Consider the following 11989-nt stretch of genomic DNA (forward strand, 5'->3'; position numbering starts at 1 on the left):
GTGCTGTCGCGAGGGTTTCGAGATCTGTCGTCACAAACGGATCAACGAGACCCTCGCTTCATGCACCCGAAGACTTCGGACTTACTCGTCTAGGCGGCACGGCCCCGGGGTGCTAACAGGCGGGGGACGAGCCCTTCTGGCCCTTGAGGTCGCGGTTGTACAGCCAGCCGGTGGTGTTGGTGCCGTCCACCCGCACGAACGTCCACTGGTTGCCGTACGAATTGACGATGTAGCAGTGGTACCAGAGCTTCGTGCCGTTCTTGACCAGGGCGCCCCGCGCGCACTGCTGGTACGGCGCGGCCAGCACGTGGTGGTCGCCGTCGATGTAACCGTACGTGCCCGGCTTCGGGTCCCGGTGGGTCCAGCCCGCGCAGCCCGTCGGTACGGGTTTGGGCTGGCCCGGGGCGGCCGAGGAGCCCTTCGGGGTGGGCGACGCCGTGCCCGGCTTCTTCGAGGTGCTCGCGGACGGCTTCGGCGTGGGCCCGGTGCCGGAGGGCGAGGGGCCCGGGGAGGCCGCGCCCGGCTGCCCGCCGCCGGCCGGGGAGCCGCCGGGCGCCGGGGCGGGGGCCACCGCGTCCGTACGGTCGCCGCCGCCGGAGGTCACGGCGTAGGTGACGCCGCCGGCGGCGAGTACGGCGACCACCGCGACGGCCATCGCGGCGCGGCTGCGGCGCCGCGCCCGGTCCACGGCCGCCGAGCCGGGCTGGGGGGCCGTGAGCGGCTGCCCGGGCTGGGGCCCCTGGGGCGGCCCCTGCGGCGGGAAGCCGGGCTGGGGGGCGGGGGCGTACGGCTGCGGAAACGATCCGGCACCGCCACCGCCACCGCCACCGCCGACGCCGACGGGCGCGCCGGCAGCCGCCGGCGGGGGCCCGAACCCGGGCACCGGCTGCGGCCCGGGCCCCGGAACCGGAGCGGGCCCGGGGGCGAACACCGGCGCCGCGGCGGGGGCCGGAGGGACCGCGGGGGTGCCGCCGGACGCCACCTGCTCCAGCATCGCGCGGGCCTGTTCGGCGGTGGGCCGGTGCTCCGGCTCCTTCGCCATCAGCGCGCGCAGCACCGGGGCGAGCGGGCCCGCCCGGCGGGGCTCGGGCAGCGGGTCGCCGATGATCGCGGCCAGCGTGGACCACACCGAGGTGCGGCGGAACGGGAAGGTGCCCTCCACCGCCGCGTACAGGGTCATCCCGAGCGACCAGATGTCCGAGGCCGGGCCGGGCTCCCTGCCCTGCGCGCGCTCCGGCGGCAGGTAGTCGAGCGAGCCGACGAGCTCACCGCTGCGGGTCAGCTTCGCCATGGCCTCGTCGCCGGAGGCCTCGATGGTGGCTATGCCGAAGTCGGTGAGCACGACCCGGCCGCCCCGCTCCAGCAGCACGTTGCCCGGCTTCACGTCCCGGTGCAGGACGCCCGCCCGGTGCGCGGCGCCGAGCGCGTCCATCAGCTTGGCGCCGATCGCGGCGGCCTCGTACGGGTCGAGGGCGCCGTAGCGGGTCACCGAGTCGTCGAGGGAGGGCCCGTCGACGAGTTCCATGACGATGACGGGCAGGCCCTGTTCGTGCGTGACGTCGTGGACGGTGACCACGCCGGGGTGCCGGATGCGGGCGGCTGCCTGGGCCTCGCGTTCCATCCGGGTGCGCAGGTCGGCCAGTTCGGCGTCGCCGGCGTCGGTGTAGGCCCGCACGACCTTCACGGCGACCTCGCGGGCGAGCAGTTCGTCGACGGCCCGCGCGACCACGCCCATGCCGCCGCGGCCCACCACGGAGGTCACCCGGTAGCGGCCCCCGAGCACCTTGCCGACGAGGTCCCCGTCGTTCGCTTCCCCCGTTTGGCCCGCTGGCACCACATGCTCCGTTCCACGACCGGTCGTTCGTCTCGACGATCTGACGGGGCACAAGCGTAGAGGCATGATCGGCGGGCGGACCTGCCGGGCCTGAAGGCACGGCCTACGGCAGGACGGCGATGCCCAGGGGGCGGCTGCCGGCCGGGAGGCGGCGCGTGGTGCCGTCGGTGAGGTCGACGACGGTCAGCCCGTTCCAGTAGCCGTCCCGGGTGTGGCCGCCGGTGACGTACGCCGTGCGGCCGTCGCGGGAGACCGCCACGTCCTCGTGCGGGCCGTCCAGCGGGTACACGCGCTCGTCGCCGCCGGGCGCCCGCACGGTGAGCGAGGGGCCCTCGCCCTCCTCGACGGCGCCGGTTCCGACGACCAGGAGGCGGCCGTCCGCGGTGAGGGCGGCGCCGTGCTGGTGGGTGTCGGCCGTCATCGGCTCCACGGTGACAGCGCCGGTCCGGGGGTCCACCACGGCCAGCCGTTCCCCCTCGAACGGCAGCAGCAGCCGGCCGTCGCCGGGGCGTACGACCGCGTAGTGCGGCTTGAGCCAGGAACCGAGACCTCCCTCGGTGCCGTACGGGGCGACCTCGATGCGGCGCTGGGCGAGGGTGTCCGCCGCGACGACCGTGACGTCGAAGGAGTCGTGGCCGGTGACGTACACCTCGCCGCCGTCGCGGGCGACGTCCACGTCGAAGGGTCGGCGGCCCACCGGCACGGTGGCGGTGACCTCGCGCGCGGCGGTGTCGATCACCTCCAGCACGCCCCGGCCGCCGGGGACGTTGACGCCGACGTAGGCGCGCGTGCCGTCCGGCGAGAGCGCGATGCCCATGCCGCCTCCCCGGTACTCGCCGGTGCCGGCCGGCCCCGTGCCGGTGGTGTACGGGATGCGGGCGACGCGGGCCCGGGTGCGGGTGTCGACCACCGCGACGCCCTCGGCGGTGGCCACCCAGGCGAGGCCGTCCGGGCCGACGGCCAGCCCGTAGGGCGCGGTGCCGACGGGGACGGAGCCGACCGGGCCGTGCCGCGGGTCGACGAAGGTGACGGTGTCCGCCCCGAAGTCGGCGACGAGCAGGGTCCCGCCGGGCGTGGGGCGTCCGGCGGGCAGCGGGGTGCCGGCGGGGGCGGGCGGGGCGGCGGCGCGTCCCGGTCCGGACCCGTCGCCGGTGCCGGACGGGGTGCAGCCGCCCAGCAACGCGACGACGGCCGGCACGACGAGGAGCAGCGTCCGCGAGCGGCCGCGCCCGCGGGCCGGGCGCGCGGCCCGGGACCGCTCGCGGGGGCTCATGGCCCGCTCGCGGGGGCTCATCGTCCGCTCCGGCCGGATCCGTCCTGCGCGGCGCGCAGCAGCCGGGCCAGGCCGTCGAAGCCGCGCCGGACCGCGTGCTCGTACGCGGTGACCCCCTTGGAGTCGGCGAGCCAGGGGTCGGCTCCGGCGGCGAGCAGCAGCCGGACGACCTCCTCGTGGCGGAAGTCGCCGTCGCCGAGGATGACGGCCTCCAGCAGGGCGGTCCAGCCGAGCCGGTTGACGTGGTCGACGTCGATGTCCGTCTCCGCCAGGACGGCCCGGACGTATCCGACGTGCCCGCGTTCGGCGGCGGGGATGAGGGCGGTCCCTCCGAAGCGGTTGCGCCGCGTCAGGTCGGGACCGGCCGGGAGCAGGACCCGCATCATGCGGACGCTGCCGGTGACGCCGGTGACCAGCCAGGGGCTGTCCTCGCGGGCGTCGGGGGCGTCGGGGTCCGCGCCGGCGGCGACCAGGACCTCGGCCGTGGCGACGTGGTCGCCGAGGACCGCGAGCAGCAGCGGGGTGCGGAGGTCCTCGTCCCGGGTCCCGGGGGCGGCGCCGGCGGCGAGCGCGGCGCGCACCGCGTCGGTGTCCCCGGCCTTGGCGGCGTCGAGCAGCAGTCGGTCGTGCGGGTTCATGCCTCCATCCTGGCGGGCCGGGCGCGGCGGCCGGTCCCCCCGCCGTCCCCGCCTCCCCGGCCGCCCGGCCGACCCGTCCGTCATCCGATCGGCCGATCCGCGCGGTCCCGGCACGTGCCAGGGGGGCCGTGAAGTCGCACCCGCCCGCGGCGTCCTCCGGGCGCGGCCGGCGCTGCCGTGCGGACACCCCGGGCCTCCGTGGGGTCAGCCGGGCGCGGCCGGAAGGGGCGGGTGCCGGAAGCGCGCGGGTGCCGGAAGGGCGCGGCCGGAAGGGCGCGGCCTACACGGGCCTCAGGGCCTCCATCGCCGTTTCGGCCACCACCCGGGCGACCAGCGCCAGCGCGGGCGAGTCCAGCTTCCACTGCTGCCAGTACAGCGGTACGTCCAGCCAGCGGCCCGGCGCCAGCGGCACCAGCGCGCCGCTCTCCAGCAGCGGTTCCGCCTGCGGTTCGGGGACGAGGCCCCATCCCAGGCCGGCGGCCACCGCGTCGCGGTAGCCCTCCGAGGTCGGTACGAGGTGCCGTGCGGCGGAGGCTGCGGAGGCGCCCGCGGTGAGCGCCCGGACGAACTCGTCCTGGAGGACGTCGCGCCGGTCGAAGACGATCAGCGGTGCCTCGCGCAGGTCCCGGGCGGGGGCTCCGGTGAGGTGGCGGGCGGTGAACTCCGGGCTCGCGACCGGCAGGTAGCGTGCCAGGCCGAGCGCCCGGACGGTGCATCCGGCCACCGGGTCCGGTGAGGAGGTGACGGCCGCCATGACCTGGCCCTCCCGCAGCAGGGCGGTCGTGTGGGACTCGTCCTCGCGGTGCAGCTCGAAGCAGATGGCCGGCTGCTGCGGGACGCGGGTCAGCGCGGGCAGGAACCAGGTGGCCAGCGAGTCCGCGTTGACCGCGATGGGCATCCGGACCGGGCCCAGCCCGTCCGCCCTGCCCATGCCCAGTTCGGCGCGCGCGTCCCGCTCCAGCCGGGCCAGCTGCCGGGCGAAGCGGATGACCACCTCCCCGGACTCCGTGGGCCGCACCGGCTTGGTCCGCATCAGCAGGACCCGCCCGGTGCGCTGTTCCAGGGCCTTGACGCGCTGGCTGACGGCGGAGGGCGTCACGTGCAGGGCGGCGGCCGCCGCGTCGAAGGTGCCCTCGTCCACGGCCGCGAGCAGGGTCCGTACCTGTTCCAGGGGAAGCTCGTCCATCACGAGTGCTAATGATACGTAAAAATCTTTAGCTGTACGCATGGGCGCGCGGTCCTTACGGTCGGACCATGAGCAACGGCATCACCCCCGCACTCCTGGCCGGCTTCGGCACCGGCCTCTCCCTCATCGTCGCGATCGGTGCGCAGAACGCCTTCGTGCTCCGCCAGGGCGCGCGCCGGCACGCGGTCCTGGCGGTGGTCGCCATCTGCGCCGTGTCGGACGCCGTCCTCATCGCCCTCGGCGTGGCCGGCGTCGGCGCGTTCGTCACCGCCTGGCCGGCCGCCCTGACGGCCGTCGGGATCGCCGGCGGCGCCTTCCTGATCTGCTACGGGCTCCTCGCGGCCCGGCGGGTGCTGCGGCCCACGCCCGGGGCGGCCCTCAGCACCGAGGGCGCCGCCGCCGGTTCGGCCCGCGCGGCGGTGCTCACCTGCCTGGCCATGACCTGGCTCAACCCTCACGTCTACCTGGACACCGTCCTGCTGGTCGGCTCGCTGGCCGCCGACCGGGGCGACCTGCGCTGGGTCTTCGGCACCGGGGCCGTACTGGCCAGCCTGATCTGGTTCGGCACGCTCGGATACGGCGCCCGGCTGCTCAGCGGCCTGCTCTCGCGGCCCTCCGCCTGGCGGGTGCTGGACGGGCTGGTCGCCGCCACGATGGTCACGATGGGCGGACTGCTCCTCGTACGGGCCTGAACCCCGGCGGGGGCGTGGTAGGGATTCCGGTACGCCCGCCCCGCCCACCGGGGCCGCCCGACCCCGTCACCGATCCCCTCCCCCCGACCCCGTCACCGATCCCCTCCCCCGACCCCGGAGCCGCCGCCGTGCCCGACCGCCCGTCGCCCGAGGCCGTGCGCGCCTACTACGCCGCCCGGCCGGCCCCGCTCGTCGCCGCGACCGGGATCGTGCTGGACCCGCGGGGACGGGTCCTCGTCCTCACCCCCTCCTACAAGGACGGGCTCGAACTGCCCGGCGGCACGGTGGAGGACACCGAGACCCCGGAGGAGGGGCTCGCGCGGGAGCTGAAGGAGGAGCTGGACCTCACCGTCCCGGTCGGCCGGCTGCTGGCCGTGGACTCCTGCCCGCCCGGCGCGCTCGGCCGCTCGCTCGTGGTCCACGTGTACTTCGTGGGCCCACTGACCGACGCGGCAGTCGAGGCGATCGCCTTCGCGGACGGCGAGGTCGCCGAGGCCCGCTGGCTGACCCCGGAGGAGGCGGCCCGGCGGCTGCCCGACCGGCTCGCGCCCCGGCTGCGGGCCGCCCTGGCCGCGCTGTACTCCGGCTCCGTCGCACACCTGGTCGGCGGCGTGCCGCAGCCCGGCTCCCCGGCCGGGCTGGATCCGGCCGACCGGGCCGCCATGGAGCACGCGGGCGGCTACGACCCGGCCGGTCACCGCGCGGCCCGGCCCAAGGCGCTGACCGCGGCGAACGTGCTGTTCAGGGACGGGGCGGGCGGGGTCCTGCTCGTCCGGCCCGGCTACGGCGAGCCGGGCCGCTGGCTGCTGCCCGGCGGCGGCGTCGACAGCGACCTCGGGGAGACCCCCCGGGACGCGGCGGCGCGCGAGGTCCGCGAGGAGACCGGCCTTGACCGGCTCCCCGGGCGCCTCCTCGCCGTCAACTGGACCCACCGGCCGGGCTACCCCGCACGGATCCGGTTCCTGTACGACGGCGGGGTCCTCGGCCCGGCGGAACTCGCCTCGGTCCGGCTGCCGCCCGCCGAGCTGCTGGAGTGGCGCACGGCCCGCCGCGAGGAACTGCGGGGCCTGGTCAAGCCGAAGCTGCGCCGCCAGATCGAAGCCTGCCTGACCGCCCTGGCCGAGGGCACCGGCCCGCTGGAACTGCACTCGGGACGCCCGGTGCGCCCGGGCCCGGCCTGAGCCGGCCCGTGGACCCGTGCGGGTGGACCCCGGCCCGGATACCCCCTACCCCTTTGGAGTACCCGCGGGGGCTCCTCTACGATGCCGCCATGAGCACGAGTACGCAGGCAGGACGCGCGAGGAGGCCCTTCGGGCTGCCCGCGCGGCTGCTCCTCGTACTGGCCGTGCTCACCGGGATCGTCGGCATGCACGGCCTGGGCCCGGGCGCGGTCCCGCCGCCCGCGGCGCACGCCGCGGCCCACGCGGCGGCCGCCGGGCACCCTTCGGCCGACCCCTGCGGCTGCACCCACGCGGACGCCCCCGGCCACGAGGGGCCCGCCGGCGGGCACGCCGAGCACGCCGACCCGACCTGCGCGGCGTCCGGCACCAGCGGCGCCCCGGCGCTGCACGCACCGGCGCCCGCGCCGGGCGGGATCACCGCCGTCGCCGGTGCCCCGCACGGCGTCGTGCTCGGGGCGACGGCCTGCGGGCGCGCGCCCCCGTCACTGAGCGAACTGCAACTCCTGCGCGTATAGGGCGGCCCCGGCCGGCGTTCCCGCCGGTGAGCGCACCCGTACGCACCCCAACAGGAGAAGCACCACCATGACCGTCAAGCGTTCCCTCGTCCGCCGTACCACCGCGGCGGCCGCCGCCACCGCCGCCGCGCTCGTCCTCGCCGCCTGCGGCGGGAACGGCGGCTCCGGCTCCTCGGCGCACAACAGCCACGGGGCCACCGCCTCCGCTTCCGCGTCCGCCCAGCCCTCCGCGTCCCCGTCCGCGTCCGCGTCCGCGTCCGCCGGCAACGCGCAGGCCGCGAACAACGCCGCCGACACCGCCTTCGCCCAGGGGATGATCCCGCACCACCGCCAGGCGGTCGAGATGGCCGGCCTCGCCGCGACCCGTGCCGAATCCGCCGAGGTCAAGGCGCTGGCCGACGAGATCAAGAAGGCCCAGGACCCGGAGATCAAGACCCTGTCCGGCTGGCTGACCGCCTGGGGCGAGCAGGTTCCCGCCGAGGACGCCGCACAGGGCGGGCACGGCGGCCACTCCATGTCCGGGATGATGACGGACGAGGAGATGGACAAGCTCACGAAGTCCTCCGGCAAGGCCTTCGACACCGCGTTCCTCGAACTGATGGTCAAGCACCACGAGGGCGCCGTGGCCATGGCCAAGACGGAGCGGTCCGACGGCAAGTACCAGCCCGCCAAGGACATGGCCGGAGCGATCATCAGCTCGCAGAGCGCAGAGATCACCCGGATGAACAAGCTCCTCGGCAAGAGCTGACCCCGTCGGCCGGGGACCCCCGCGGAGCCCGCGGGGGTCCCCGGCTTCCGCTCCTCCCCGGCGGATCAGCCGCACTGCCAGGTGAACACCGCCCGGTCGAAGCGGCGTTCCGCCAGGTCCCGGGGGCGGATCAGCCAGTACAGGACGCCGCAGTCGCCCCACATCATGCCGGCGGCGTCCTCGCTGTCGAACTGGGCGAGCAGCACCCAGCGGCCGGCCTCCTCGGACAGCTCGGGGTCGTCCCAGGAGGCCTTCCCCTCCAGCACGGCTTCGGCGACCTCCAGCTCGACCGGGTTCTGCACGGCGGCCGGGTGGCCGCCGATCCGGTGGCCCGGGTCGCCGTCGAACTCCCACAGGGCGTCCGTGAACTCCGGGTCGGTCACCGGGTGCTCGTAGGGCTCGCCGTGCGGCGCGTCCGGTGCGAACGCCGCCCTCAGGTCCGGGTGCCACGGGTCGGCGGCCGTCAGGCCCGGACGCGCGGCCAGCCGTACGACGGGGTACGCGGTGATCCCCTCGGGCGCCGCGCGCTCCGGGGCCGTCCCGGCGGACGCCGGGACGTGGAGGACGCGCGCACCCGGCCGGCTGTCCGGGTCCTCGGCCAGGACCAGGGCCTCGCCGCCGTCGAGCTGTCCGTCGAAGTAGAAGAAGAGCAGCGTCCCCTCACCCGGCAGGTCGATGTCCAGGGCTCCGGAGGGCAGTGCGGCGCAGTCGACCGAGGCCACGAACGCGAGCGGGCCGTGGCCCTCCCACACGGGCCACTCGGTGCCGGCCGGCAGCGCCGGCAGGCCGCCCAGCCGGCCGACGGCCTCGTCCTCGGCTCCGGCGACGGTGAGGCGTATGCCGGGGCGCAGCAGGCCCAGCCACCGCTCCGCGGTCTCGGCGGGCAGGTGACGCAGGGCCAGGTCGCGCAGGGCTTCGGCGGATCCGTGTGTCATGGGTCCGATCATGCCCGGCGCCACTGACAACGGGCCCCGGGGGTGCCGTAGTCAGCCGCCGACGCGCGCGACCATCAGGGCGATGTCGTCGTCGGCGGCCGCCGGGACGAGGTGGGTGATCAGCGAGTCGCACAGGTGGTCCAGCTGCCGCTGGGGGTCGGCGAGCAGCTGCGTCAGCTCGCCGAGCCGTTCGTCGAGGTCGGTGCCGCGCGCTTCGATGAGTCCGTCGGTGTAGAGCACGAGGAGGCTGCCGGGGGGAACCTCGATCTCGGTGGGGGTGAACGCGATGCCGCCGACGCCGAGCGGGACCCCGGGCGGGGTGTCCAGGAGCCGGACGGTGCCGTCGGGGAGGGCGAGGGCGGGCGGCGGGTGCCCGGCGCGGGTGACGGTGCAGCGCCCGGTGGCCGGGTCGCAGACGACGTAGAGGAAGGTGGCCAGCATCGGCTCGGCGAGGTCGGCGAGCGCGGCCTCCAGCTGGTGCAGCAGCCGTACGGGCGAGAGGTCCAGGCGCGAGAGGGACCGTACGGAGGCGGAGAGCCGGCCCATGACCGCGGCGGCGGCGATGCCGTGGCCCATGACGTCGCCGATCAGCAGGGCCGCCTTGCCGCCGGCCAGGGGCAGGACGTCGTACCAGTCCCCGCCGACCTCGTTGACGTCGCTCGCGGGCAGGTAGCGGTGGCTGACCTCGATGCCGGGCGGCGGGGTGATGTGCTGCGGGAGCATGCTGCGCTGGAGGATGACGGCGGTCTCGTGCTCGCGGTGGTAGAGGCGGGCGTTGTCGATGCTGAGCGCGGCGCGGGCGGCGAGTTCCCCGGCGAGGGTGACGTCCTCGGCCGTGAAGGGTCCCAGCGGGCGGGTCCGGTAGAAGGTGGCGAGGCCGAGCACCGATTCCCGGGCCACCAGGGGAGCCATGACGAAGGAGTGCACCCCGGCGGCGAGCAGTTGCGCGGGTTTGGCCGAGTGCCGGGCGGCGGGGGCGATGGCCTGGTCGTCGAGGCGGGCGATGAGGAAGGGCTGCCGGGCGGCGAGGGCCTGGGTGTAGGGGGCCGTCGCGGGGAAGGTGAGGGTCCGGCCGAGCGGGGCGAGGATGTCGGTGACCCGGGATCCGGACAGGGGGGCCCGGCCCAGCCTGCGCAGGGCCGCGCCGCCGGTGAGGCCCATGCCGGGTTCGTCCCCGCGGGCCAGCGCGTCGAGGACGTCGACGGTGACGGCGTCGGCGAGGCGCGGTACGGCGAGGTCGGCGAGTTCCTGCGCGGTGCGCTCCAGGTCCAGGCTGGATCCGACGCGCATGCTGGCCTCGCTGAGCAGAGCGAGCCGGCGGCGGCCGGCTTCGGCTTCGACGTGGTCGCGCTGCTGCTCGGTGATGTCGACGAGGGAGGCGATCACCCCGATGGGCATGCGCGCGGGGTCCTCCACGCGGACGTATGAGCACGACCACACGCGGTCGTGGTCCGGCTCGGAGGGGGTCCGGCCGACCCGGCGGCGGTCGAGGACCGGCGTCCCGGTCTCCAGGACCTGCCGCATGGCCTCCTCCATCTCCAGGGCGTTCACCTCGGGCAGGATCTCGGCGAGGCGGCGTCCCACGTGCGCCGACTCGGGCAGCCCGTTCATGGCTTCGAGGGCCGCGTTGACCTGGAGGAACCGCAGCTGCGTGTCGAGGATGGCGATGCCGACGGGCGAGCGGGCGAAGAGGCCGTCCCAGACGGCCGAGGAGCCCCGGATGCGCCGGGCGGCGTGCGCGTCGGCCGCGAAGACGAGCACCGACGAGCCGTGCTGCCGGTCCGACACCGGGGAGGCCCAGATCTCCACCTCCAGGGGGTGTCCGTCGCGGTGCCAGGCGGTGACGGTGCCCATCACGCCGCGCCCTGAGGCGGCCGCCTCCCACAGGGAGCGGCCCAGGCTGCGGTCGGATCCCGGGTGCAGGAGGTCGGCGATGTTGCGGCCGAGCATCTGGGGCGGGGTGTAGCCCAGCAGCTCCTGCGCGACCTGGTTCCAGCGCACGATCGTGCCGTCACCGCCGGTGGCGACGAGTGCGACGGGCAGCGCGCCCAGCCAGCCGCCGGCGGCCTGCGCCGCGCTGCTGATCAGCTCGTCGACCGGGACCTGTTCGTTCACCGGGCCTCGTTCACCGGGGCCCGGTCGCGTCGGCCGGCTCGTGTGGCACCTGCACGCCTCCATCGTCTGCCGGTCCCCGTCCCGGCGCCTCCCGGGCCGGGGACCGGGCGCCGGGCGCCACGTACCGTCCGGGCCCTGGGACGGGGGCCGGGGCGCCGTCCGGTGGCGGCGGCAGATACCGGGTACGCGGGAAGGGACGGAAGGAGGCCGCCGTGGGAAGGACCGAGGCGGTCGCGGAGCTGCTGCGCGAGCACGGGCGGACGTACGCGGAGGAGGCGGGGATCACGCTCCGCGACGAGCCCGCCCCGCTGTACCGGCTGCTGGTGCTGACCGTCCTGTGTTCGGCGCCGATCAGGGCGGGGACGGCCGTGGCCGCCGCGCGGGAGCTCTTCGCGGCGGGACTGCGGACGCCCCGGGCGATGGCGGACGCGGCGTGGCGGACCCGGGTGGCGGCACTGGGCCGGGGGCACTACGTCCGTTACGACGAGAGCACCGCGACCGCGCTGGGCGAGGGCGCCGAGCTGCTCCTCGACCGGTACGGCGGCGATCTGCGCCGGCTGCGCGACCGGGCCGGGGGCGACCCGGCGGCGTTGCGCGGGCTGCTGCGGGAGGTACCGCGGATCGGGCCGGTGGGCGCGGACGTGTTCTGCCGGGAGGTGCAGGCCGTCTGGCCGGGGCTGCGTCCCTTCTTCGACGCGCGCTCCTTGAAGGCCGCCGCCGCCCTGGGGCTCCCGCACACCGCGAGCGGCCTCGCGGCGCTGGTGGGGCCCGGGGACCTGGCGCGGCTCGCCGCCGCGCTCGTCCGCGCGGACCTCGCCGGAGGCTCCGCGGCACCGGCCTGACCGCGCCCCCACCGGCCGCTCCCCCCACCG

General features: G+C 76.4%; 11 protein-coding genes. 5 read left to right on the forward strand and 6 right to left on the reverse strand.

The window, feature by feature from the left end; genetic code table 11:
- Positions 1–112: 112 nt before the first annotated feature.
- From AC069X_RS33140 to AC069X_RS33155, 4 genes are all read right to left on the reverse strand, one after another.
- A complete protein-coding gene (locus tag AC069X_RS33140; protein ID WP_478734522.1) occupies positions 113–1900 on the reverse strand; it encodes a serine/threonine-protein kinase in 1788 nt (595 codons plus the stop codon).
- Positions 1901–1937: 37 nt separating this feature from the next.
- A complete protein-coding gene (locus AC069X_RS33145; RefSeq protein ID WP_478734524.1) occupies positions 1938–3128 on the reverse strand; it encodes a YncE family protein in 1191 nt (396 codons plus the stop codon).
- Positions 3125–3745 (reverse strand): ankyrin repeat domain-containing protein, encoded by a 621-nt coding sequence (locus AC069X_RS33150; RefSeq protein WP_478734526.1) that lies wholly within the window; start codon positions 3743–3745, stop codon positions 3125–3127. The genes AC069X_RS33145 and AC069X_RS33150 overlap by 4 nt, the downstream gene beginning before the upstream one ends.
- 280 nt (positions 3746–4025) lie before the next feature.
- On the reverse strand, positions 4026–4931 hold the full coding sequence (locus AC069X_RS33155) for a LysR family transcriptional regulator ArgP (RefSeq protein WP_478734528.1): 906 nt from the start codon (positions 4929–4931) through the stop codon (positions 4026–4028).
- A 68-nt stretch (positions 4932–4999) separates the two neighbouring features.
- Between AC069X_RS33155 and AC069X_RS33160 the strand changes: the two genes are divergently transcribed.
- The 4 genes from AC069X_RS33160 to AC069X_RS33175 all read left to right on the forward strand — a co-directional run bounded on the left by AC069X_RS33160 (position 5000) and on the right by AC069X_RS33175 (position 8067).
- Entirely contained in the window at positions 5000–5623 is a 624-nt protein-coding gene (locus AC069X_RS33160) for a LysE/ArgO family amino acid transporter (protein WP_478734530.1), read from the forward strand.
- 128 nt (positions 5624–5751) lie between these two features.
- The gene (locus tag AC069X_RS33165) at positions 5752–6804 is read left to right on the forward strand and encodes an NUDIX domain-containing protein (protein WP_478734532.1); all 1053 of its coding nucleotides are present in this window, start codon (positions 5752–5754) and stop codon (positions 6802–6804) included.
- 89 nt (positions 6805–6893) lie between these two features.
- The gene (locus AC069X_RS33170) at positions 6894–7319 is read left to right on the forward strand and encodes a DUF6153 family protein (protein ID WP_478734534.1); all 426 of its coding nucleotides are present in this window, start codon (positions 6894–6896) and stop codon (positions 7317–7319) included.
- A gap of 67 nt (positions 7320–7386) precedes the next feature.
- A complete protein-coding gene (locus AC069X_RS33175; protein ID WP_478734536.1) occupies positions 7387–8067 on the forward strand; it encodes a DUF305 domain-containing protein in 681 nt (226 codons plus the stop codon).
- A 65-nt stretch (positions 8068–8132) separates the two neighbouring features.
- Here AC069X_RS33175 and AC069X_RS33180 read toward each other — a convergent pair whose 3' ends face one another.
- On the reverse strand, positions 8133–9002 hold the full coding sequence (locus AC069X_RS33180; RefSeq protein WP_478734538.1) for a YwqG family protein: 870 nt from the start codon (positions 9000–9002) through the stop codon (positions 8133–8135).
- A 51-nt stretch (positions 9003–9053) separates the two neighbouring features.
- Positions 9054–11117, reverse strand: coding sequence for a SpoIIE family protein phosphatase (locus tag AC069X_RS33185; protein ID WP_478734540.1), 2064 nt, complete (start codon positions 11115–11117; stop codon positions 9054–9056).
- Positions 11118–11329: 212 nt separating this feature from the next.
- On the opposite strand from AC069X_RS33185, the gene AC069X_RS33190 reads away from it, so the two are divergent.
- Positions 11330–11959 (forward strand): endonuclease, encoded by a 630-nt coding sequence (locus AC069X_RS33190; RefSeq protein WP_478734542.1) that lies wholly within the window; start codon positions 11330–11332, stop codon positions 11957–11959.
- The last annotated feature ends 30 nt before the right edge of the window (positions 11960–11989 follow it).

This window comes from Streptomyces sp. NPDC043896 (assembly GCF_056435605.1).

What these genes read in the sequence shown, in the direction of transcription:
- AC069X_RS33140 (WP_478734522.1), bottom strand. Translation starts at nt 1,900, where the DNA reads ATGCCTCTACGCTTGTGCCCCGTCAGATCGTCGAGACGAACGACCGGT.
- AC069X_RS33145 (WP_478734524.1), bottom strand. Translation starts at nt 3,128, where the DNA reads ATGAGCCCCCGCGAGCGGGCCATGAGCCCCCGCGAGCGGTCCCGGGCC.
- AC069X_RS33150 (WP_478734526.1), bottom strand. Translation starts at nt 3,745, where the DNA reads ATGAACCCGCACGACCGACTGCTGCTCGACGCCGCCAAGGCCGGGGAC.
- AC069X_RS33155 (WP_478734528.1), bottom strand. Translation starts at nt 4,931, where the DNA reads ATGGACGAGCTTCCCCTGGAACAGGTACGGACCCTGCTCGCGGCCGTG.
- AC069X_RS33160 (WP_478734530.1), top strand. Translation starts at nt 5,000, where the DNA reads ATGAGCAACGGCATCACCCCCGCACTCCTGGCCGGCTTCGGCACCGGC.
- AC069X_RS33170 (WP_478734534.1), top strand. Translation starts at nt 6,894, where the DNA reads ATGAGCACGAGTACGCAGGCAGGACGCGCGAGGAGGCCCTTCGGGCTG.
- AC069X_RS33175 (WP_478734536.1), top strand. Translation starts at nt 7,387, where the DNA reads ATGACCGTCAAGCGTTCCCTCGTCCGCCGTACCACCGCGGCGGCCGCC.
- AC069X_RS33180 (WP_478734538.1), bottom strand. Translation starts at nt 9,002, where the DNA reads ATGACACACGGATCCGCCGAAGCCCTGCGCGACCTGGCCCTGCGTCAC.